This window comes from Dermacoccus sp. MPR-E5 (genome assembly GCF_058809565.1).
On record NZ_JBXASS010000004.1, the window covers coordinates 115772 to 136012 of the forward strand.

The 20241-nt window shown below is 69.4% G+C and carries 22 protein-coding genes and 2 tRNA genes; 15 read left to right on the forward strand and 9 right to left on the reverse strand.

Features of this window, described 5'->3' with window-relative positions; genetic code table 11:
- Positions 1 to 13: 13 nt before the first annotated feature.
- The 7 genes from nadD to AC1RS9_RS04190 all read left to right on the forward strand — a co-directional run bounded on the left by nadD (position 14) and on the right by AC1RS9_RS04190 (position 3162).
- Positions 14 to 601, forward strand: coding sequence for a nicotinate-nucleotide adenylyltransferase (gene nadD, locus AC1RS9_RS04160; protein WP_006944269.1), 588 nt, complete (start codon positions 14 to 16; stop codon positions 599 to 601).
- Positions 602 to 976 carry a ribosome silencing factor gene (gene rsfS / locus AC1RS9_RS04165; RefSeq protein ID WP_006944260.1) on the forward strand — a complete coding sequence of 125 codons (375 nt, stop codon included), beginning with the start codon at positions 602 to 604 and terminating at the stop codon, positions 974 to 976.
- Positions 973 to 1629, forward strand: a complete 657-nt coding sequence (locus AC1RS9_RS04170) for a histidine phosphatase family protein (RefSeq protein WP_006944190.1) — start codon at positions 973 to 975, stop codon at positions 1627 to 1629. Before rsfS ends, AC1RS9_RS04170 begins: the two co-directional genes overlap by 4 nt.
- Positions 1630 to 1821: 192 nt before the next feature.
- Positions 1822 to 2139 (forward strand): hypothetical protein, encoded by a 318-nt coding sequence (locus tag AC1RS9_RS04175; RefSeq protein WP_131941200.1) that lies wholly within the window; start codon positions 1822 to 1824, stop codon positions 2137 to 2139.
- Positions 2136 to 2624 carry a DUF4442 domain-containing protein gene (locus AC1RS9_RS04180; RefSeq protein WP_083607192.1) on the forward strand — a complete coding sequence of 163 codons (489 nt, stop codon included), beginning with the start codon at positions 2136 to 2138 and terminating at the stop codon, positions 2622 to 2624. Before AC1RS9_RS04175 ends, AC1RS9_RS04180 begins: the two co-directional genes overlap by 4 nt.
- Positions 2625 to 2720: 96 nt before the next feature.
- Positions 2721 to 2793 (forward strand) — tRNA-Ala (locus AC1RS9_RS04185).
- 296 nt (positions 2794 to 3089) lie between these two features.
- Positions 3090 to 3162: transfer RNA gene (locus AC1RS9_RS04190), tRNA-Ala, on the forward strand.
- Positions 3163 to 3379: 217 nt separating this feature from the next.
- Here the strand turns inward: AC1RS9_RS04190 and AC1RS9_RS04195 are convergent.
- The 3 genes from AC1RS9_RS04195 to AC1RS9_RS04205 all read right to left on the reverse strand — a co-directional run bounded on the left by AC1RS9_RS04195 (position 3380) and on the right by AC1RS9_RS04205 (position 7189).
- A complete protein-coding gene (locus tag AC1RS9_RS04195; RefSeq protein WP_354944934.1) occupies positions 3380 to 4258 on the reverse strand; it encodes an MFS transporter in 879 nt (292 codons plus the stop codon).
- Positions 4259 to 4503: 245 nt separating this feature from the next.
- Positions 4504 to 5787 carry an acyl-CoA dehydrogenase family protein gene (locus AC1RS9_RS04200; protein ID WP_074045582.1) on the reverse strand — a complete coding sequence of 428 codons (1284 nt, stop codon included), beginning with the start codon at positions 5785 to 5787 and terminating at the stop codon, positions 4504 to 4506.
- A gap of 64 nt (positions 5788 to 5851) precedes the next feature.
- The gene (locus tag AC1RS9_RS04205) at positions 5852 to 7189 is read right to left on the reverse strand and encodes an acyl-CoA dehydrogenase family protein (RefSeq protein ID WP_083607193.1); all 1338 of its coding nucleotides are present in this window, start codon (positions 7187 to 7189) and stop codon (positions 5852 to 5854) included.
- A gap of 177 nt (positions 7190 to 7366) precedes the next feature.
- Here AC1RS9_RS04205 and AC1RS9_RS04210 point away from each other — a divergent pair, with 177 nt between their 5' ends.
- A complete protein-coding gene (locus AC1RS9_RS04210; RefSeq protein ID WP_006944311.1) occupies positions 7367 to 7843 on the forward strand; it encodes a GNAT family N-acetyltransferase in 477 nt (158 codons plus the stop codon).
- Positions 7844 to 7949: 106 nt separating this feature from the next.
- Here the strand turns inward: AC1RS9_RS04210 and AC1RS9_RS04215 are convergent, their stop codons facing one another.
- A complete protein-coding gene (locus AC1RS9_RS04215; protein WP_006944316.1) occupies positions 7950 to 8579 on the reverse strand; it encodes a type II toxin-antitoxin system PemK/MazF family toxin in 630 nt (209 codons plus the stop codon).
- Positions 8580 to 8749: 170 nt separating this feature from the next.
- Here AC1RS9_RS04215 and AC1RS9_RS04220 point away from each other — a divergent pair, with 170 nt between their 5' ends.
- Complete coding sequence (locus AC1RS9_RS04220) at positions 8750 to 9994, forward strand: MFS transporter (protein WP_006944205.1); 1245 nt, start codon at positions 8750 to 8752, stop codon at positions 9992 to 9994.
- Positions 9995 to 10074: 80 nt separating this feature from the next.
- Here AC1RS9_RS04220 and AC1RS9_RS04225 read toward each other — a convergent pair whose 3' ends face one another.
- Positions 10075 to 10668 carry a rhomboid family intramembrane serine protease gene (locus AC1RS9_RS04225; protein ID WP_074045583.1) on the reverse strand — a complete coding sequence of 198 codons (594 nt, stop codon included), beginning with the start codon at positions 10666 to 10668 and terminating at the stop codon, positions 10075 to 10077.
- A gap of 338 nt (positions 10669 to 11006) precedes the next feature.
- Between AC1RS9_RS04225 and lepA the strand changes: the two genes are divergently transcribed.
- The 3 genes from lepA to AC1RS9_RS04240 all read left to right on the forward strand — a co-directional run bounded on the left by lepA (position 11007) and on the right by AC1RS9_RS04240 (position 14254).
- Positions 11007 to 12848, forward strand: coding sequence for a translation elongation factor 4 (gene lepA, locus AC1RS9_RS04230; RefSeq protein WP_074039872.1), 1842 nt, complete (start codon positions 11007 to 11009; stop codon positions 12846 to 12848).
- Positions 12845 to 13681 carry a tRNA (guanosine(46)-N7)-methyltransferase TrmB gene (gene trmB / locus AC1RS9_RS04235; RefSeq protein WP_074045584.1) on the forward strand — a complete coding sequence of 279 codons (837 nt, stop codon included), beginning with the start codon at positions 12845 to 12847 and terminating at the stop codon, positions 13679 to 13681. Before lepA ends, trmB begins: the two co-directional genes overlap by 4 nt.
- A gap of 93 nt (positions 13682 to 13774) precedes the next feature.
- On the forward strand, positions 13775 to 14254 hold the full coding sequence (locus AC1RS9_RS04240) for a hotdog fold domain-containing protein (RefSeq protein ID WP_074045585.1): 480 nt from the start codon (positions 13775 to 13777) through the stop codon (positions 14252 to 14254).
- 3 nt (positions 14255 to 14257) lie between these two features.
- Here the strand turns inward: AC1RS9_RS04240 and AC1RS9_RS04245 are convergent, their stop codons facing one another.
- Entirely contained in the window at positions 14258 to 15193 is a 936-nt protein-coding gene (locus AC1RS9_RS04245; protein WP_074045586.1) for a LysR family transcriptional regulator, read from the reverse strand.
- A gap of 84 nt (positions 15194 to 15277) precedes the next feature.
- Here AC1RS9_RS04245 and AC1RS9_RS04250 point away from each other — a divergent pair, with 84 nt between their 5' ends.
- From AC1RS9_RS04250 to AC1RS9_RS04260, 3 genes are all read left to right on the forward strand, one after another.
- Complete coding sequence (locus AC1RS9_RS04250; RefSeq protein WP_083607200.1) at positions 15278 to 16396, forward strand: TDT family transporter; 1119 nt, start codon at positions 15278 to 15280, stop codon at positions 16394 to 16396.
- Positions 16397 to 16468: 72 nt separating this feature from the next.
- The gene (gene hemW / locus AC1RS9_RS04255) at positions 16469 to 17701 is read left to right on the forward strand and encodes a radical SAM family heme chaperone HemW (protein ID WP_131941184.1); all 1233 of its coding nucleotides are present in this window, start codon (positions 16469 to 16471) and stop codon (positions 17699 to 17701) included.
- A gap of 108 nt (positions 17702 to 17809) precedes the next feature.
- Positions 17810 to 17968 (forward strand): hypothetical protein, encoded by a 159-nt coding sequence (locus AC1RS9_RS04260; RefSeq protein WP_160126212.1) that lies wholly within the window; start codon positions 17810 to 17812, stop codon positions 17966 to 17968.
- On the opposite strand, the gene AC1RS9_RS04265 is transcribed toward AC1RS9_RS04260, so the two are convergent.
- The 3 genes from AC1RS9_RS04265 to AC1RS9_RS04275 all read right to left on the reverse strand — a co-directional run bounded on the left by AC1RS9_RS04265 (position 17919) and on the right by AC1RS9_RS04275 (position 20131).
- Entirely contained in the window at positions 17919 to 18383 is a 465-nt protein-coding gene (locus AC1RS9_RS04265) for a hypothetical protein (protein WP_131941182.1), read from the reverse strand. The genes AC1RS9_RS04260 and AC1RS9_RS04265 overlap by 50 nt on opposite strands.
- Positions 18384 to 18627: 244 nt before the next feature.
- Positions 18628 to 19098, reverse strand: a complete 471-nt coding sequence (locus AC1RS9_RS04270) for a DUF4870 domain-containing protein (protein ID WP_006944228.1) — start codon at positions 19096 to 19098, stop codon at positions 18628 to 18630.
- A 151-nt stretch (positions 19099 to 19249) separates the two neighbouring features.
- Positions 19250 to 20131 (reverse strand): DUF3097 domain-containing protein, encoded by an 882-nt coding sequence (locus AC1RS9_RS04275; protein ID WP_040014389.1) that lies wholly within the window; start codon positions 20129 to 20131, stop codon positions 19250 to 19252.
- Positions 20132 to 20241 lie beyond the last annotated feature (110 nt).

Sequence of the window (20241 nt, forward strand, 5' to 3'; positions counted from 1 at the left end):
ACGAATCGGGGTCATGGGCGGCACGTTCGACCCCATTCACCACGGTCACCTCGTCGCGGCGAGTGAGGTTCAAAGCCTCCTCGACCTCGACGAGGTGATCTTCGTGCCCACGGGTCAGCCGTGGCAGAAGGCCGGACGAGATGTCGCGCCGGCCGAGCACCGTTATCTCATGACGGTCATCGCGACGGCGTCTAACCCGCGCTTCAGCGTGAGCCGCGTCGACGTCGACCGTCAGGGCCCGACGTATACGCGCGACACGTTGACGGACCTCAAGCGGCTGCGTCCCGATTCGGAGTTGTTCTTCATCACAGGGGCCGACGCGCTCGCGCAGATCCTGTCGTGGAAGGGCGTCGACGAGCTGTGGGAGCTGGCGCACTTCATCGGCGTCACGCGCCCCGGGCACGAGCTCAGTGACGCGGGGCTGCCGCACGATCGCGTCACCCTGCTCGAGATCCCGGCCATGGCGATCAGCTCGACCGACTGCCGTGACCGGGTGCGTGCGAGCAAACCCGTGTGGTACCTCGTGCCCGACGGCGTCGTGCAGTACATCCACAAGTACCAGCTTTACGGGCCCCGAGCGGGCTCCCTCCAGGAGGACTGAGTGTCCGCAACAGACCGTTCCCTCGAGCTGACGCGAGCTGCCGCCCAGGCCGCCGCGGACAAGCTCGCCACGTCGATCACCGCGATCGACGTGAGTGATCAGCTCGCCATCACCGACACGTTCGTGATCGCCTCCGCGGAGAGCGAGCGTCAGGTCAACGCCATCGTCGACGCCGTCGAGGAGGCGCTGCTGCCGCTCGGCGCGAAGCCTCAGCGACGTGAGGGCCGCGCCTCCGGGCGTTGGGTGCTCATCGACTTCGGTGACATCGTCCTGCAGGCCTTCCACGAGGAGGACCGCGAGTTCTACGACCTCGAGCGCCTGTGGCAGGACTGCCCCGTCATCGAACTCGAGCTCGACGAGCCCGCCGACGCGTGACGCCGACGTCCCCCGAGAATGACCCGCTGCGGCGGGTCATTCTCTTGCGTCATGGGCGCACGGCGTGGAACGAGCAGGGGCGCTGGCAGGGCCGCCTGGACGTGCCGATCGACGACGTGGGGCTCCGCCAGGCCGAGCGTGCCGCGGCGCTGCTCGTGCGCGACGGTTCGATCACGCGCCTCGTGACGTCGCCGGCGCGGCGCGCGGCGCAGACCACGTCCGTGCTCAAGGGTGCATTCGACCTGGCCGGTCGGCCGCTCGTGCGCACCGAGGACGCTCGGCTCGTCGAGATCGACATGGGTGCGTGGGCCGGTCTGACGCACGCCGAGGTCGCTGCGAGCTGGCCCGACGCGTCGGCCGCGATCGCGCGTGGCGACGACGTCCGGCGCGGTGACGGCGGCGAGACGCTCGCCGAGGCGACGGCACGCGTCGAGGCGGGCGTGCGTGATGCCGTGTCGTCGGCAACCCCGGGGGAGAGTGTGCTCGTCGTGACGCACGGCGCCGTCATCCGCGGGGTGGCGGGTGCGTTGGCGGGGCTGACGCCGCAGACCGTGCGCACGTCGTTCCGGAGCATCGACAACTGCCACTGGGTGACGCTCGTCGAGCGTCGCGATGGTGGTTGGGCCATCGAACGCTGGAACGCGGGGGAGTGAGCCTGCGGGCTCGTGGGCTCTGTGGTGCGGCCGCGTCTTGCCGTGTCGGCGGATCGGCATTCATGTCTCGGTTTCCGGGCTTGGTGCTCGCGGCGGAGTGGGGGTGGGGCAACCTCGTGAAGGGGCCGTCGGCGCCGCGTCAGGCGTGGCATGATCAGGGCGGATCGCACGCGGACGAGGAGAGAGGCTCAAGTGAGCGAGCACGGCAGCAGCACGTCGATGGAGCGATGGTTGGGGATCGAGGGTGGTTCTCGACCGATGGGGCGCCCGGAGTGGCTTCGCGTTCTCGCGGCTCTCGCGCTCGGGTTGGTGGCCTTCGTCGCCGTCATTCTCGTGGCGCGGTCCCTCCTTCCTGACAGCGTCCTCGACGACGCGTTCGGGGCGTGGTTGCCGCCGATCCTCGGTGGTGTCGGGATGGGCTTGGCCTCACCGGCGATCAACCGTCTCGTGGGTGTGCCCGTCGCGGGCCGTGCGGACGAGGCCCGTCGCGGGGACGAGGTGCGGCGATGAGTCGGCACGCGGGGCGCGAGCGCAAGCGGATGTCGCCGCGCACGTTCGGGCGGCTCATGAACTTCTACCCGCCGCTGGTGGGCATGGGATTGCGGGTGAAGTCGTTCTCGGACGACTGGAGCGAAGCGCGCGTCGAACTCAAGCTCAATCGGCTGAATCGCAACCAGAACGGCACGGCGTTCGGTGGGTCGATCAACGCGATGACGGATGCCTTCTTCCCGTTGCTGCTCATGCATCAGTTGGGTCCGGAGTATCTCGTGTGGGATCAGGCGTGTGAGATCGAGTTCCGTTCGCCGGGCACATCGACGGTGTACGGCGTGTACGAGATGCCCAAGGACGTCGTCGAGGAGATCCGTGCGCAGGCCGCTGACGGGTCGAAGGTATTGCGCTGGTTCGAGTGTGATCTGACGTTGGTTGACGGCACGGTCGTCGCGCATGCGAGGCGTCTCGTGTACGTGCGCAAGAAGCGTCCGAAGGCGGCGTGACCGTTCGTGGGTCGAGGTTCGCGGCGTGCGTGCGGGTGATTTGCTTCGTGGGTGACCGGCCGGTTAAGGTACACGGGTTGCTCACGAGCTGAGTGCGGGGCTATGGCGCAGTTGGTAGCGCGCTTCCATGGCATGGAAGAGGTCTGGGGTTCGAATCCCCATAGCTCCACAAGACAGAGACAGAGGACCACCCAGACACGCTTTTCGTCTGGGTGGTCCTCTGTTTCTGTCTTTGATCGAACTCTGTGATTCGAGGAGCAGGGCGAGCGTCAGCGAGCCCGACAGAGTCCCCATAGGTCCGACGCGCGAAGCCCGTGTGCCTGCGCGACGCTGGGACGCGCGACGCCCCAGCGGTGCACGCACGCAGCGCGTGACCCTGAGGAGTCGTCGCATCGGGGTGAACTCGAGTTGGACTTGCTGCGTCGAGGAGGTAACGTTCTGCGAGTGCTCACGTGAGTGGGTCACGGGGCTATGGCGCAGTTGGTAGCGCGCTTCCATGGCATGGAAGAGGTCTGGGGTTCGAATCCCCATAGCTCCACCGAGACAGATAAAGACCCTCACCGTACACGGTTTTCGTTCGGTGAGGGTCTTTCTCTATCTCTGTTGAACTCTGTGACTCGAGGAGGAGGGCGAGCGCTAGCGAGCCCGACGGAGTCCCCATAGCTCCACGACGCGCGAAGCGCTTGGACCTCGCGCCGCCACGCCACGACGCGCGAAGCGCGTGAACCTCGCCGCCACGCCGCGTGAGCCCATCGTCACGCCATCGCCACGGCTTTGTCATCGGCAGGCATCGTCCCGCGCAGCGCCGGCATGAGTATCAGCGACGTGATGATGGCGAGCACAGGGGCGATCGTCATCGCGGCAGCGGCTTCGACAACATCGGCGATGCCTCCGATGAGCAGCGCGCCGGCGGCTTGGCCGACCATGGTGCCTGTGCTGAGCAGGCCGAAGGCTTGGCCCTTGGTGGCGAGGTCGATGGATACGACGAGGCGTTCTTGCAGGGGCAGGGCGGCCGCGTAGCCGATGGCGGCGAGGCCGCCCAAAAGCGCGGCGAGCACGATCGGCGGGTGGAGGGGGCGAACACGAGGAACGGTGCGGCGAGCAGCGGGCGCAGCGGCAGCAGGAGTCGTTGGCCGGTAGTCCTGCAGGCCGATGCGGGTGCCGATGACGGCGACGACGGCCGCGCCGGCGGAGATGAGGAACAGGTTCGTGGGGGCCACCCACGTCAGCAGGATGGCGCCGAGGGCGTTGCCGACGACCTGGACGGTGCTCACCGTCATGTTGAGCGTTGCGCGCCCGAGGACGAACGCTTCCTTGGGCACGATGTCCGACAGCAGCGCGATGGTCGCGGCGAGGGCGGAGTGCATGACGGCGACGAGCACGAAGCGCATCCACCACGGCAGTGACGGGATGACCTGGATGCTGTCGACGCAGGCGGCGACGACGCCCGTCATCATCATGGCGGTGCGCGGGCGCAGGAGGTCGCTCGAGGCGAGCAGGTAGCGCGACGTGACGAGCTGGACGAGTGGCCGGCCGAACATGACCAGCGCGGTCAACAAGGGGGAGTGCGTCTGGTCGAACATCATGACGCCCAGCGTGGACGTCCCCATGACGGCACTGACCATGAGCAGCATCAGAGAGATGAACAGCGCGCGGAACTCGGCGTTCGCGAAGAGGCTGCATTAGGTGGTCACACCACAATCTGACCCATGTCTCGTATGGCTGTGACACCGGGGGTCACTTCACGATTCAACTTCACGAGCGATGCTTCTCGTGAGAAGGCCGCCCCCCCACGCAGTGCGCCCCGCCGAACGATCATCGCCCGCAAACGCGTCAGGGACGAGGCGTTTCCGGGCGATGCTCGACAAGGGAAGCGCGATTACTTCAGCTGCCCGCTCGTCAGACCCAGCAGGCGACGAGCGACGACGAGCAACTGGATCTGCTGCGTGCCTTCGAAGATGTCGAGGATCTTCGCGTCACGCGCCCACTTCTCGAGCAGCTCGCTCTCGGCGTAGCCGTCGACTCCGACGAGTTCGACGCACTGCAGCGCGACGTTGACGCACGTGCGGCCCGCCTTCGCCTTCGCCATCGACGCCTCCATCGAGTTGGGCTTGCCGTTGTCGGCCATCCACGCGGCACGCAACGTCAGCAGCAGCGCCGACTCGTAGTCGGCCTCCATCTGCACGAGGCGCGCCGAGGCGTACGTCTGGGCGGCGACGGGTGCGTCCCAGTCCTGGCCGTGGCCGGCCTTCTCGAGGGCCGCGCGGGTGAAGTCGAGGCAGGCGCGCGTCAGACCGACGGCCATCGCCGCGACGAGGGGGCGCGTGTTGTCGAACGTCTGCATTGCGCCACCGAAGCCGCCCTCGGTGCGGATCTCGGGGTCACCGAGCAGATCGTTCGCGGGCACACGGCAGTCCTCGAGGACGAACGCCGCCGTGTCGGAGGCGCGGATGCCGAGCTTGTGCTCGAGACGCACGAGTTTGAGGCCAGGGTTGGAGCGCTCGACGACGAACGACTTGATCGCCTTCTTGCCGAGCGAACGGTCGAGCGTCGCCCATACGACGACGAGTTCGGCGCGCTCACCGGAGGTGACGAAGATCTTCTCGCCGTTGAGGACGTACTCGTCGCCGTCCTTCGTCGCGGTCGTACGGATGTTGCCCGAATCCGAGCCGGTGTCGGGCTCGGTGATCGCCATGGCAGCCCAGCGGTTGCCGTAGCGCTCCTTCTGCTCGTCGTTCGCGACGGCGGCGATGGCGGCGTTGCCGAGGCCCTGACGCGGGATCGACAGCGTCAGCCCGACGTCACCACGGCACGTCTGCATGATCGACAGCGCCGAGCTCATGTTGGCGCCGTTCTTGTTGACCTTGCCGGCCTTCGTGCCGGACGCGGGCTTCGTCACGCCCGTCGCCTCGTCGGCGTCAGTGCTGGCCGGGGCCTGGTCGGTGCCGTCCTTGGCGCGCGTGGAACCGGCGGCGCCCGCGCCGTTGCTCGCACCCGAGTCGGTCATGCCGTCGATGAGGGCGGAGACGAGGTCGAGCTCGGCGGGGTAGGTGTGCTCGGCGAGGTCGTACTTGCGGCTGACGGGGCGGAAGACCTCGTCGGCCATCGAGCCGGCCTGCTTGACGAGGGGGACAAACTTCTTCGGGATCTCGAGGTCGATCATCACTGGGTCCTTTGCTGAAAAAACGCGGAAAGAGGAGGGCTGGTGGCGCAGCGGAGCGGCGAGCTCAGACGCTGACGCCACCTTCGAGGACGCCGGCGCCGCGCAGGTCGCGGTACCAACGCTCGTTGTCGAACTCCTTGACGAAGCCGTGTCCGCCGAGCAGTTGCACGGCGTCGGAGCCGATCTGCGTGGCGTGCATCCCGACGAGCGCGCGGGCGTGAGCGATGGTCTCGGCGGCACCGGCGTCGTCTCCGGCGTCGAGACGCGCCGCGGCGCGCAGGGTGACGAGGCGCAGCCCATCGAGTTCGATCGCGATGTTCGACACGGTGAACGCGACGGCCTGACGGTGACCGATCGGCTCACCGAACGCCTTGCGCTCGACGACGTACTGCCTGACCTGATCGAGCACGGCGCGGCCGGTGCCGCACGCGAGGGCGGCCCACGCGAGGCGCGAGCGGCGGATGGCATCGAGGGTGTCGTCAGCCTTGCCGAGCAGGTTCTCGGCGGGCACGCGCACCCCGGCGAGGTGCAGGCGCCCGGTGTGCGCAGCGCGCACGCCCATCGCCGGCTCGTCGCTCGTCGTCAGGCCCTCGGTGCCGGCTTCGACGATGACGAGGCGCGCGGCGCCGTCGAGCATGACGCTGATGACGAACAGTTCGGCGGCATCGGCGCACGGCACGAGCGCCTTCTCGCCGGTGATGACGAGGTCGGCGCCGTCCCGGGTGGCCGTCGTCGCGGGGGTGCGCGGGTCGGCGAGCGGGCCCGCTTCGGCGAGCGCGAGCGCGGCGACGGCGGGCTTCTTCTCGTCGGTGAAGGCGGGCAGGTAGGTCTCCTGCTGCGCGGACGTGCCGTAGCCCGCGATGGCGGTCGCGACGGCGGCCGGTGCCATGATCGCAACGGCGAGGCCCATGTCGCCGCGGGCGAGCTGCTCGAGAACGAGGGCCGTCATCACGGCGCTGCGCTCCTCGGCGATGCCGCCGAGCTCGGCCGGGACGCCGACGAGCGTCAGGCCCATCTCGGTGGCCTGCGCACGGATCTCGTCGGGCAGGGCGCGCTCCGCGTCGGCCTTCGCCGCGGCGGGACGCAGCAGTTCGTCGGCCAGTTCGGCGGCGACGGCGGCGATCGTCTCCTGATCCTCGGTGGGCGTCAGGTCGAACTCGCGGCGCGGCTTCGTCGGGGCGGTGCGTGCCGCGTCGCCCGAGCCGGCCTTCTTGGTGAAGGCGCGCCCGGCCACCGTCTGAGCCTTGAAACCGGACTTGCTGCCCTGGTAGAGGGCACGCTCGACCTTGGAGCGGATCGCCGGGTTCTTGAGCAGATCGTGCCCGCCGGCCTTGGCGAGAAGGCGCAGTGCGATGGCCTGGCCCTTGTCGGCGAGGGAGGCCTGGTTGGTGGTCGAAGTCATCTCGGCCCTTTCCGTGAGTGACGGTGCGTCGGGGTGTGCGAGCGCCGTTCGAGGCGGCGTGACACGCGGCTGAAGCCGAGGTTACCTGAACGTAGGTACGCGCGGTATCGGTAACCGGGGACTGGCGTGCGGGCGAGGACGACCCGCTCCGGGGCGTGCCGCGCTAGGGTGCGGATCGTGAACATTCGCCGCGCCACCCAGGATGACGTCCCCGAGATCGTGCGCCTCAAGGCGCTGCTCATGATCGACGGGTGGCCCTTCGACATCGAACTCGACGACGCGTGGCGCGAACGGTGCGCCCGCGTCGCGCGCCAGCTGCTCGCCTCCGACGGGTACGCGTGCTTCGTCATCGACCGCGTCGAGGGCGCGGGCCCCGGCTCGCCGCTCGCGTCGTGCGTGACGGCGACCGTCGAACAGCACCTGCCCGGCCCCGACGGCTCGGGTCGCTCGGCGTACGTCGGCGACATGTGCACCGACGCCGAGTTCCGCGGCCGCGGCTGCGGCACGGCACTGCTCGACGCCGCACTGCAGTGGTGTCGCGAGCAGGAGGCCGGCTGGGTCTCGCTGTTCTCCACCGAGAGCGGCGACGCGCTCTACCGCAAGGCCGGTTTCAGCGACGAAGGGCCGTTCCAGCACCTGTCGATGGCGTTGTGACTCTCGGCCGCCCGCTGCGTCGATGACGTCGCGCGAATGTGACCGAGCTTCGCAGAGGTGGACGACAATCGCCGATGTGGACGGGATTCGCCGTTGGGGCGGGTGCTCAGCGGCCCAGGGAGCGGGTGCGGGCGGCGGCGACGACGGCGTCGAACGTCTGCTCGTCGATGTGTGAACCCTCGCGTCGCACCCTGGTGACGTCGAGTTGCAGGACTCGGTCGAGGCGCACCTCGCTGCGTCGTCCGCGGTTGTCCCAGGCGCCGGAGCCGACGTCCATCCAGTGACGCCCCGCCTGAGCTTCCTGCGCGGCGTCACGGTCGTGATCCTTGCTCGTCAGTGGAAGCGCGAGGACGACGTCTTCCAGCTCCGGGTGCCGGGCGATGACGAGAACCGGACGATCCTTGCCCTGCGAGTGGTCCTCCTCGTACGGCACCCACGCCCACACGACCTCACCCGGATCGGGATGCCCGTCGTCATGCGGCGCATAGGCCGTCGCGGGTAGCGGGGCCGTCCAGTCGCCACCATACGGGTGCGCAGAGCCGGCCGGACGAGCGTTGGGCGCGTCGTCGTGACGGTGCGACGTCGGTGCACCCGCGCGGCGTCCGTCGGGCCCGACCGTGGCGTCGGCGCGGCGCCGCGTGGACGACGTTCCACGGCGTTCGGGGTCGAGGAGCGCATTCATGCCCCCACGTGCGAGGGCGCGGGAGAGGCGGACGGCGACGGTGCGCAGGTTCATGGTCCGAACGTAGCCCGTCCGGGCGAGCGCCGGGTGCGGGGCACGCGCCGGCCGCCCGGTTGCGCTCTCACACGAACGACGGACGCAGGTGACGACGGGTGATGAAACGCACGCCGTGCGCACCCCCTCAGCGGCTCGGGGTAGGGGTACGGGTGCGGAAGAATGGATCGGTGACCGAAGCAACCGCGCTGCATGACATCTGCGACGACGAGGCCGTCGACGCCGAACGCTCGAACCGCCACGGCAGCTACCCGCGAGCCGGTCTGGCGATCCTGGCGCTGGCGCTCGGCGGTTTCGCCATCGGCACGACGGAGTTCGTCACGATGGGTCTGCTGCCGCAGATCGCGCGGGGTCTCGGCATCTCGATTCCGAGCGCCGGTCACGCGGTGTCGGCGTACGCGCTCGGCGTGGTCGTCGGTGCGCCTCTCGTCACGATGCTGTTCGCGAAGGTGCCGCGCAAGAACGTCCTGCTCGGACTCATGGTCGCGTTCTTCGTCGGCAACATCGGCTCGGCGCTCGCCTCGAGCTACCCGATGCTGCTGCTCGCGCGCTTCGTCGCGGGCATGCCGCACGGCGCGTTCTTCGGCATCGGCGCCGTCGTCGCGGCCACCCTCGTCGAGAAGCACCGGCGCACCTGGGCCGTGTCGATGATGCTCGCTGGCCTGACGGTGGCGAACATCGTCGGCGTGCCCGTCTCGACGTGGCTCGGGCAGCATCTGGGCTGGCAGTGGCCGTACGCCCTCGTCGCCGTCATCGCGTTGCTCACCGTCGTTGCGGTGTGGTTGTGGATCCCGCACCAGGGCTCCCTGGGCGTCACGTCCGTCACCGGTGAACTGAAGGCGTTGACGCGCCCGCAGGTGTGGTTCGCGCTCGCGATCGGTGTCGTCGGCTTCGGCGGCATGTTCTCGACGTTCAGCTACATCGCGCCGACGATGACGGAGCTCACCGGCTTCTCGGACGCCGTCGTGCCGGTCATCCTGGTCATCTACGGCATCGGCATGACGGCGGGTGCGTTCCTGTCCGAACGCGTCGCCATGCGCGGGCTCATGCGCGGCATCTTCGGCTGCCTCGTGACGATCGCGATCATCCTGTCGCTCTTCGGCTTCGCCGCGCACAACAAGGTCAGCGCGGTCGTGTTCGTGTTCCTGCTCGGCTGCGTGCCGACGATCATGGTGCCGATGATCCAGACGCGGCTCATGGACGTCGCCCACGAGGGCCAGTCGCTCGCGGCCGCTCTCAACCACGCGACGCTCAACGCCGCCAACGCCCTCGGCGCCTGGCTCGGCGGCGTCGTCCTCGACGCGGGGCTCGGGTACGAGTGGTGCTCGCGCGTCGGTGCCGTGCTCGCGGCGGCGGGCGCCGTCATCACGCTGGTCTCGGCATGGACGTCGCGCCGCGCCGCCGTCGCAGGCTGAGCGCGCCCCTGGTGGCGCGAGGTGGCCGCGCTGATTCGCCCAGCTCTGCCGTCATCGTGGGCACGCTCGGGCCGTGCGGATCAGCCTGAGGACGCCGTCCGATCGCTGACGAGCTTCGCGGCGAGAACACCGCCGATCGCGCCACCGAGGTGACCCTGCCACGAAACGTGGGTGCTCTGCGGAAGCACACCCCACAGCACGCTGCCGTAGACGACGGCGAGGACGAGCCCCACGACGACCTCGGGCCAGCGGCGCGTCCAGAATCCTCGGACCATGAGGTACGTCAGCCACCCGAAGACGACGCCCGAGGCACCAGCGACGGCCGTGTACGGCGGGCTGAGCAGCCACGCGGCGAGCCCCGACGTGCACGTGACGATGAACGTCACACGCGCGAGGACGGCCAGGCCGCTGAGGGCGAGGACGAACCCGAGCGGCAGCAGCAACGCACTGTTCGCCTCGAGATGAGCCCACCCGTAGTGTGCGAACGGCATGGTGAAGATCGACCACAGGTCGCTCACCTCCCAGGCCTTCAGGGAGGCGGCGGCGTCGATGGCGTGGTGCGTCAGCACGTCGAGGGCCTCGATGATCCACAGCGCGGCGACGATCAGTGCGGAGACGACGGCGGATTGCTTGACGCGCTCTGCCGCGGGGCGAAGGGTGTGGTCGAGATCCATGGGCTGGCCTCCTGTGGGGAGTGGCTCGTCGGGTCCACCGGTATGGCGTGGGTGATGCGTCGTCGGTTCGACAACGCGTGCTCGACGACACCCGATCGACGCGTATCTGTCTCGCATCGTAGTGGGGCTCTCTTCGCGTGCGCTGGATGCACGTGTCGCGTCGGCCGTCGTACGTGACGCGTGCGGCAGGGGTGTCGGGGCGTGAAAGAATGAAGGGTCGCCGGTGTGCTCCTCGCGGGGCGCGACGGGCGGCCGCAGATCGATGCGTCATCGCCGCCTCCAGGGCGCGCGGCGGCGAACACCGACCCGACGAACTTCGAGGTATCACGTTGTCACCCATGGCCCGCAAGGCACTCGAGCCCGCCGCGACGCCGCCGGAGCAGATCCGCAACTTCTGCATCATCGCGCACATCGACCACGGCAAGTCGACGCTCGCCGACCGGATGCTGAGCAAGACGGGCGTCGTCGAGGATCGGGCCATGCGTGCGCAGTACCTCGACCGCATGGACATCGAGCGCGAGCGCGGCATCACGATCAAGAGCCAGGCTGTGCGCATGCCGTGGGAGCTCGACGGTACGACCTACTGCCTCAACATGATCGACACGCCGGGGCACGTCGACTTCACCTACGAGGTGTCGCGTTCGCTCGCCGCGTGCGAGGGCGCCGTCCTGCTCGTCGACGCCGCGCAGGGCATCGAGGCGCAGACGCTCGCCAACCTGTACCTGGCGATGGAGAACGACCTCACGATCATCCCGGTACTCAACAAGATCGACCTGCCGGCCGCGCAGCCCGAGAAGTACGCCGCGGAGATCGCCGGCCTCATCGGCTGCGAACCGGAGGACGTACTCAAGGTCTCCGGCAAGACGGGCGTCGGTGTCGAGGAACTGCTCGACGTCATCGTCGAGAAGCTGCCTGCCCCCGTCGGTGACGCCGACGCGCCGGCCCGCGCCATGATCTTCGACTCCGTCTACGACACCTACCGCGGCGTCGTTACCTACGTCCGCGTCGTCGACGGACGGCTCAGCCCGCGCGAGAAGATCGAGATGATGTCGACGCGCGCGACGCACGAGCTGCTCGAGATCGGCGTCAACTCGCCCGAGCCGATCCCGACGAAGGGCCTGTCCGTCGGCGAAGTCGGCTACCTCATCACCGGCGTGAAGGACGTGCGCCAGTCGAAGGTCGGTGACACGGTCACGAACGCCGCGAAGCCCGCGTCCGAGGCGATCGGCGGCTACTCCGACCCGAAGCCGATGGTGTTCTCGGGTCTGTATCCGATCGACGGTTCCGACTACCCGATCCTGCGTGACGCCCTCGACAAGCTGAAGCTCAACGACGCGGCGCTCGTCTACGAACCGGAGACGTCGGCAGCGCTCGGGTTCGGTTTCCGCGTCGGCTTCCTCGGCATGCTGCACCTGGAGATCACGCGTGAACGCCTCGAGCGAGAGTTCAACCTCGACCTCATCTCGACCCTGCCGAACGTCGTCTACCGGGTGACGACGGACGACGGCGTCGTCAGCGAGGTGACGAACCCGAGCGAGTTCCCCGAGGGCAAGATCGCCGACATCACCGAACCCGTCGTGCGTTCGACGATCCTCGTGCCGAGCGAGTACATCGGCGCCGTCATGGAGCTGTGCCAGGCCCGTCGCGGCAACCTGCTCGGCATGGACTACCTGTCCGAGGAGCGCGTCGAGATGCGCTACACGCTGCCGCTCGCGGAGATCGTGTTCGACTTCTTCGACGCCCTCAAGTCGAAGACGCGCGGATATGCCTCGCTCGACTACGAACCCGCGGGGGAGCAGAGCGCCAACCTCGTCAAGGTCGACATCCTGCTGCAGGGCGACACCGTCGACGCGTTCAGCGCCATCGTGCACCGCGACAAGGCGTACGCCTACGGCACGATGATGGCGACGAAGCTCAAGGAGCTCATCCCGCGTCAGCAGTTCGAGGTGCCGATCCAGGCGGCCATCGGCACGCGCGTCATCGCCCGTGAGAACATCCGCGCCATCCGCAAGGACGTGCTCGCCAAGTGCTACGGCGGCGACATCAGCCGCAAGCGCAAGCTGCTCGAGAAGCAGAAGGAGGGCAAGAAGCGCATGAAGATGGTCGGTTCCGTCGAGGTGCCGCAGGAGGCCTTCATCGCCGCGCTCAGCCAGGGCGAGTCGGCGGAGAAGAAGAAGTGAGCAAGCCCGGTTACGTTCCGGGTGCGACGTCCGGCCAGCCGTCGGAGGGCGCGGGGGAGCACCCGCAGGTCGGGCCGCGCCCGCTCGCACGCACGCGCTCGTTCACGCGCCGCGGCGGCCGGATGCCGGAGCGTCACCATCGTGCGCTGAGTGACAACGGTGAGCAGTACGTCCTCGACGTTCCCCGCAAGCCGGGGACGACCGAGCCCGTCGATGGTTTCCGGCTCGACATCGCCGAGGTGTTCGGACGCCGGGCGAAGCTCGTCGTCGAGATCGGTTCGGGCGCGGGGGATCAGATCGTCCATGCAGCGCTCGAGCACCCCGAGACGGATTTCATCGCTCTGGAGGTGTGGCGTCCCGGCATCGCGCAGACGATCTCGAAGGCCGTCCACGCGGGCGTGACGAACGTGCGTCTCATCGAGATCGACGCCTCCGAAGCGCTCGATCGGCTCTTCGCGCCGGGCAGCGTCGACGAGGTGTGGACGTTCTTCCCCGACCCGTGGCCGAAGACGAAGCACCACAAGCGTCGTCTCGTGCAGCTCGGCTTCGCCGACGTCGTCGCCGACGTCCTCGTGCCCGGCGGCACCTGGCGCCTCGCGACCGACTGGGCCGACTATGCCTGGCACATGCGTGACGTCGCCGAGGCGTCGCCGCGCTTCACCAACCCGTGGACCGGGCGCCTCGCGGACGCCGGGGACGCCCACGTCGATCCCGAGGGCGCGCGCGGAGGGTTCGCGCCGCGCTTCGAGGGCCGCACGACGACCCGCTTCGAGACGAAGGGTCTCAAGGTCGAGCGCATCGTGCGCGACCTCGAGGTGAAGCGAGCCAACTGAGCGGTGCCGCGCGGCCCCCACGGCGTTCGGGCTCGGTGTCCCCGGCGCGGCTGATCGGGCGCGAACGCGATACTCGCGGGTAACCTTGGGGCCATGAATCAGGTCTACGGCATGTACAAGAAGCTCACAGCGAAGAACGACAAGGCGGGGCGCGCAGCGTTCTCGGCCGCGTTCGCGCTCAAGGCGCCCTACTTCCGCACGGTCGCCCCGATGATCCAGACGATGGAGCCGCACCGCGGCGTCGTGAAGATCAAGAAGTGGTGGGGTGTGCAGAACCACATCGGCACCGTGCACGCCATCGCCATCGCCAACGGCATGGAGTGCGCCATGGGGCTGCTCGCGGAGGCGACGACGCCCGACGACATGCGCTGGATCCCCAAGGGCATCACGCTCGACTACGTCGCGAAGACGCCCGGCGACATCGAGTGCATCGCCGAGACGACGCCGGAGGACTGGGACAAGGAGCCGCCGTTCCAGGTCGACGTCAAGGTGACGGGGCGCCTCGTCGAGGACGGCACGGTCGCCGTCGAGGGCATCATCCCGATCTACGTCTCGGCCAAGAAGAAGAAGTGACGTTCACCCCGCCGCCGTGGCCAGAAGCGCCGCGGCGGCGGGGTTCGTCAACCGCCGTGGGCCGGCCCAGACGGCCCTCAGGTTGCGGGTGAGGTCGACGCCGTCGACGCCGACCTCCACGAGGGTGCCCGCACGCAGCGCGTCGTCGACAGCGAGCCGGCTGAGGACGGCGGGAGCCGTCCCGGCCGCGGCGGAAACCCGCACGGCGGCGTTGCTCGCCAGCTCGAGCGCCGGGGGAGCGACATCGAGCGGCGCGAGGGCGCGGCGCAAGGCCACCCGCGTGCCCGAGCCCGACTCGCGCGCGACGAGCGGTGTGGCCGCCAGTTCCTCGGCGCGGACACGTGAGCGCGCGGCCCACGGATGCTGCGGCGCGACGACGAGGACGAGGTCGTCATGCGCGACGACGACGGAGTTCAACCCTGGCGGAGCGCCGGGGCCCTCGATGAACCCCAGATCCACCTCACCGCCGCGTGCCGCGGCGAGCACCTCCGTCGTGTTGCCGACGGCTACCGAGATGCCGCGCGTCTCGCCAAGCGATGGGTCGTGAGGGGAAGCGCCACCGGCGCCCGCGCCACCCGCGGCGTGCTGCCACCCCGCGATCCATCCCGGTAACAGGTGTTCGGCGACCGTCTGGCTCGCCATGACGACGAGGGGCGCCTGCGTACGAGCGCGCAGTGCCGCGACTCCCGTCTCGAGGGCGCGCGCCGCCTCGAGCGTCGCGCGCGCCCATTCGACGACGAGCAGGCCGTCGGTCGTGACGCGGGCACCGGTCGTCGCGCGATGGATGAGCGACAGGCCGAGCCCGCGCTCCAGCCGGGCGATGCTGCGACTCGCGTTGGGTTGCGCCACCCCGCAGCGTCGGGCGGCCGCACTGAGCGAGCCCTCATCGGCGAGTGCCACGAGCAGTTCGAGCGTCGCGAGGTCGGGCCAGGTCGTCACCACTCCAGCCTATATGCGAAACGCATACCCCCATGCCGGATATAGGGCTACCGGGCGAGCCGACACGGCGGGAGCATGGAACCCATGAGCACAGCCACCGCCACCGACGTCATGCCTCACCGCACCACCGGCTCGTTCTTCGCGAACACGACGGTGCCCGCGGCGTCGCCGGCTTGGTACGGCAGTGTCATGGGCAGCGCCATCCTGGCGACGCTGAGCGAACTGCGCACCGACGTCATCCCGTTCGGTCACCTGCTCGCCGTGGTGTTCTGGCTCATCGCCTGTACGTTGCTCGTCGCCCTCACCGCCGCGTTCGTCGTCCGTATCGCTCGTGACCGCGACGCGTTGCGTGCGAGCATCGCGAACCCCGTCGCGATGGCGCAGTGGGGCATGGTCTCGATGGGCGTCCTCGCCGTCGGTTCGGCGACATCGGCGGTGCTCCCGACAATCTCCGCGGGCCTGAGGGACGCAGCCTGGCGGGCCGACCTCGTCCTGTGGGTCATCGGCACCGTCATCGGCCTCGCCACCGCCGTCGCCGTGCCGGCCCGTCTGCTCGTCGCCGACCCGAGCACACCGACGACCGCGTGGGGTCTGGCGGTCGTGCCGCCGATGGTCTCGGCGACCGCCGGCGCCGGCATCGTCGGTTGGCTGAGCGACCCGCAGGCGCGCGTATGGGTGCTGCTCGCGAGCGCGGCCTGCTTCTTCGTCGCGCTCGTGCTCGGGGTCATCATCTTCGCGATCGCCTACCGCCACCACTGGCTCGTCGAGCCGCTGCCGCTCGCGGCGTCGATCACCGCGTGGCTGCCGCTCGGCGTCGTCGGTCAGTCGACGGCGGCTGCGCAGGCCATCGCGAGGCAATCGGCGTCGATGCTGCAGGGCCCGATCGCGACGACGGTGACCCAGGCCGGGCACGTCTACGGCTACGTCATGCTGACGATCGGGGTGCCGCTCGTCGCGTGGGCGCTCGCCATGACGGTGCGTGGCTTCACGAAGCGCATGCCGTTCAGCCCAGGCTGGTGGGGCATGACGTTCCCCGTCGGCACGCTCGTGCTTGGCTCGTCGATGCTGGGGCTCAGCTCGCACCACGCGATCTTCACCTGGGCCGGTGCGGCGCTGTATCTCTTCCTGCTCGGCACCTGGAGCGTCTGCGCGATCAGCTCGCTGCTCGCGGTGTGTCACCAGCGCGCTCTGCGTCACGCCTGAACGCGGCGATGAGCTGGGCGCGGCAGGGATGGACGGCAACGGTGCGACGCCGAGCGGTGCGACAATGACCAGATGCCGCAGATGCCCGACGGAATCCCCGCCCCTGACGACGGTGCCCTCCCGTCCGCTGCGCTCGCGACGCTGGCGGGCGGTGCGTTCGGGCTGTACGTCCACGTGCCGTTCTGCGTGACGCGCTGCGGTTACTGCGACTTCAACACCTACACGCTCACCGAGCTCGGTGAGCCGGGCGCGAGTGTCAGCACATACGCGGACGCCGCGCTGCGCGAGCTGGATCTCGCGGCACGTGAGCTGGGCGAGGCGCCCAGCGGCGTCCCCGTCATCGAGACCGTCTTCATCGGCGGCGGCACCCCGACGATGCTGCCCGCCGACGACCTCGTCCGCATCCTCGCGAAGGCGCGCGAGCTGTTCGGTCTCGCCGAGGGGTGCGAGGTCACGACGGAGGCCAACCCCGATTCGGTCGACGAGACCTACCTGCGCACCCTCGCCGACGGTGGTTTCACGCGCGTCAGCATCGGCATGCAGTCGGCCGTCCCGCACGTGCTCGCGACGCTCGAGCGCACGCACGACCCGGCCAACGTCGAACGCGCCGTGCGCGCCGCGAAGGACGTCGGGCTGCAGGTCAGCATCGATCTCATCTACGGCGCGCCGGGTGAGAGTCTCGACGACTGGCGCACCTCGCTCGACGCGGCGATCGCGCTGGAGCCCGACCACATCAGCGCCTACGCCCTCGTCGTCGAGGAGGGCACGAAGATGGGGGCGCAGGTGCGTCGCGGCGAGCTGCCCCTGCCCGATGACGACGACGAGGCCGACAAGTACGAGCTCGCCGACGCCTTGCTCGCGGATGCCGGGTACGACTGGTACGAGGTGTCGAACTGGGCGCGCTCGCCGCAGACGCAGTGCCGCCACAACCTCGCGTACTGGCGCGACGAGCCGTGGTGGGGTGTCGGCCCCGGCGCGCACAGCCACGTCGGCGGCGTGCGCTGGTGGAACGTCAAGCATCCGCGCGCCTACGCCCAACGCGTCAACGCGGGGCTCTCGCCGGCGCTGGCACGCGAACTGCTCGACGAGCGCCAGCGCTATGAGGAACGCGTCCTACTCCAGGTGCGCCTCGCCGAGGGACTTCCTCTCGACATTCTCGACGAGGACGGGCGACGCGCCGTCGCCGGCCTCGTCGCCTCGGGGCTGATCGACGGCCCGTCAGCGGTGCGCGACAAACGAGTTCGTCTGACGCTGCGCGGTCGCCTGCTCACCGACACCGTCGTGCGGGCGCTGCTCGCGATCTGAGCCGCGCGCACCGAGACGCCCGCCTCCCGGGGCTGGCCTGCCTCAGGGGCGATCCCCGGGCCCCTGCGTGCCCGCCTGCGCCGACCCCGACGACCGAAGGGGGCGCCGATGAACGGCTCCGACTACTCGACGACGACGCTGCCGCTCCTGTTCGTCTTCATCTCCTTCGTCGTCACCTTCCTCGTGACGCGCCTCATCCGCGCCGGCAAGGGTCCGTTCAAGGACAACGTCTCCCAGGACGGCGTCCACGTTCACCCCGCCGTCTAAGGCATCTTCGCGCTGCTTGGCCGGCGCGGTCATGAACACGGCGGCCGAGAGTTCGGTCTTCCGCGTCCTGGGGGCGATCCTCATCGGCGCGGGCGCCTCGCTCATCCTGGGCGAGTTCGCGTTTTCCGGAGGCGGTGATCTTGGGCGAGAAGTCGACGCCCCCGAGCAGGTGGTTGGCGCCCCAGACGATGGTGATGGCGGCGATGCCGCCCCGTGCGCCGACGAGCCAGGAACCCAGCGCGCCCTCCTTGACGAAGCCGAGGTCGCGTGAGGTGATGTGCCAGGCCCGGCGGAAGACGAAGGCCGCGATCGCGAGCTGCAGCGCCATCGTCACGACGCCGATCGGCGTCACGAGGCCGTTCTCGCTGTCGCCGAACAGATCACCGACGGCGGCGACGAGACTGCCAGCGAACATGGCGAGCAGCAGGAGGCCGAGGGCACCGAGGACGTTCTTGAGCGCCGAACGCTTGTCGACGGCGGCGACGCCCTCGCGCTAACGGGGGGCCGGGGTCAGGGCAGGGATGATGATTCTTTTCTTAAATCGGGTAGCACGAAGCGCCGCGGCACGGGGTGCCGAGGGAACGTTGTCAGGGGTGGGGGCGAGCCCAGCGCTCACACGAGGTGCGCTGTTGGGGCGGGGCGTCGCGACGTGGGCCGCATCAGTTGAGGATGCGGATCTGGAACGGGTAGTCGTAGCTCTCGCCACGCGCCGAGCGCAGCGCTCCCTTGACGTGGCACCACGCGGCGACGAGGAAGATGACGGCCCAGAGCACGAGCGCGACGGGAATGCCGACGAGGGTTAAGACCAGAACCCAACCGACGATGTAGAGAATCGAGAACGCAACGTTGAAGTTGAACGCCCCGGCCGCTGCGCGGCGCACCGCGGCGGAGCGGTTTCTGTAGATGAACCACACGATGAGCGGGCCGAGGAAGCTCACCCATCCCGCAGACAGGATCGCGGCGGCCGGCGCCGACAGGTGCGCGACGATCGAGGCGGCGCGCTCGTCATCGCTGAGGTGACCCTGGCCGGTGACGGGCGGCTCGGCGCCGTACGGAGCGCCGGCCAGCCGTCCGGCTCCCTGGCCCTGCGTGCGCTCGTCGGGGTAGGGGTACGGCTGGGAGTTGCTCACGACGTCTCCTGGTGTCGAAGGGTGAATCTCTCGTTCACTGACCATGATTCCGTGTCTGCGTCCCGAGCGCATCCCCCGCGGGATCGATATTCGCGGGCCCCGGCGTCCATCCCGGGGATGATGTCGGCGCACGCCGCGCCATCCCGGCGTCTCACTGCTGCGCGGGGTCGGTGACGAAGTCGATGAGCTCCTCGACGCGTCCGAGCAGTTCGGGTTGCAGGTCGGCGTACGTGCGCACGGTGCCGAGGATCTGCTTCCATCCGCGCGCGACGTCCGCCTGCGTCGCGTGCGGCCAGCCGAGCTCGGCGAGGATGCCGTGCTTCCACGACTGCCCCTTGGGGATGACGGGCCACTTCGACCAGCCGAGCCGCTCGGGTCGTACGGACTGCCACACGTCGACGTAGGGGTGGCCGACGATGAGCACGTGGTCGCGTGCCTGCGGCAGGGCGCGTGCCTTCTCGACGATTCGTGCCTCCTTCGTGCCGGGCACGAGGTGGTCGACGAGGATGCCGAGGCGGCGTCCCTTCTCGGGTCGGAAGTCGCGGATGACGGCCGCGAGATCGTCGACGCCCTCGAGGTATTCGACGACGACGCCCTCGATGCGCAGGTCGTCACCCCACACCTTCTCGACGAGTTCGGCGTCGTGCCGTCCCTCGACGAAAATTCGCGAACCCAGCGCGACGCGCGCCTTCGCCCCGGGGACGGCGAGCGAACCGGACGCCGTCCGCCCGGCCTGCGTCTGCTGCTCGGCGAGGCGCGCGGCGGTGGCGGGTCGGGGCGCAACGAGTGTCACGGGTTCGCCGTCGACGAGGAAGCCGGCGCCGAGCGGAAATCCGCGGGCCTTGCCGAAGCGGTCCTCGAGGAAGACGACGTGCTGCCCGCCCGACTTCTCGACGCGCACGACGGCGCCGACGTAACCGCTCTGGGCGTCCTCGACGACGACGTCGAGCTCAGCGGGCACCTCGCGCGAACGCCCACGTCGAGGCGCGCGCCAATCGCCGGAGAGGACGTCGGAGCCGTAACGGTCGGTCATGGCGATCAGGGTAGAACCGCCCACCGACAACCGCCGTCGCGGCGCGCCGAGAACGATGGCCGCGGGCGCAGCCAGGCGCCCGTCGCGGCGTCGCCGAGGGCCGGGGAGCG

Coding starts and splice junctions, on each gene's coding strand:
- nadD (WP_006944269.1), top strand. CDS start 14: ATGGGCGGCACGTTCGACCCCATTCACCACGGTCACCTCGTCGCGGCG.
- AC1RS9_RS04180 (WP_083607192.1), top strand. CDS start 2,136: ATGAGTCGGCACGCGGGGCGCGAGCGCAAGCGGATGTCGCCGCGCACG.
- AC1RS9_RS04195 (WP_354944934.1), bottom strand. CDS start 4,258: ATGCTGCTCATGGTCAGTGCCGTCATGGGGACGTCCACGCTGGGCGTC.
- AC1RS9_RS04200 (WP_074045582.1), bottom strand. CDS start 5,787: ATGATCGACCTCGAGATCCCGAAGAAGTTTGTCCCCCTCGTCAAGCAG.
- AC1RS9_RS04205 (WP_083607193.1), bottom strand. CDS start 7,189: ATGACTTCGACCACCAACCAGGCCTCCCTCGCCGACAAGGGCCAGGCC.
- AC1RS9_RS04215 (WP_006944316.1), bottom strand. CDS start 8,579: ATGAACCTGCGCACCGTCGCCGTCCGCCTCTCCCGCGCCCTCGCACGT.
- AC1RS9_RS04225 (WP_074045583.1), bottom strand. CDS start 10,668: ATGGATCTCGACCACACCCTTCGCCCCGCGGCAGAGCGCGTCAAGCAA.
- lepA (WP_074039872.1), top strand. CDS start 11,007: ATGGCCCGCAAGGCACTCGAGCCCGCCGCGACGCCGCCGGAGCAGATC.
- AC1RS9_RS04240 (WP_074045585.1), top strand. CDS start 13,775: ATGAATCAGGTCTACGGCATGTACAAGAAGCTCACAGCGAAGAACGAC.
- AC1RS9_RS04250 (WP_083607200.1), top strand. CDS start 15,278: ATGAGCACAGCCACCGCCACCGACGTCATGCCTCACCGCACCACCGGC.
- hemW (WP_131941184.1), top strand. CDS start 16,469: ATGCCGCAGATGCCCGACGGAATCCCCGCCCCTGACGACGGTGCCCTC.
- AC1RS9_RS04260 (WP_160126212.1), top strand. CDS start 17,810: ATGAACGGCTCCGACTACTCGACGACGACGCTGCCGCTCCTGTTCGTC.
- AC1RS9_RS04265 (WP_131941182.1), bottom strand. CDS start 18,383: ATGTTCGCTGGCAGTCTCGTCGCCGCCGTCGGTGATCTGTTCGGCGAC.
- AC1RS9_RS04275 (WP_040014389.1), bottom strand. CDS start 20,131: ATGACCGACCGTTACGGCTCCGACGTCCTCTCCGGCGATTGGCGCGCG.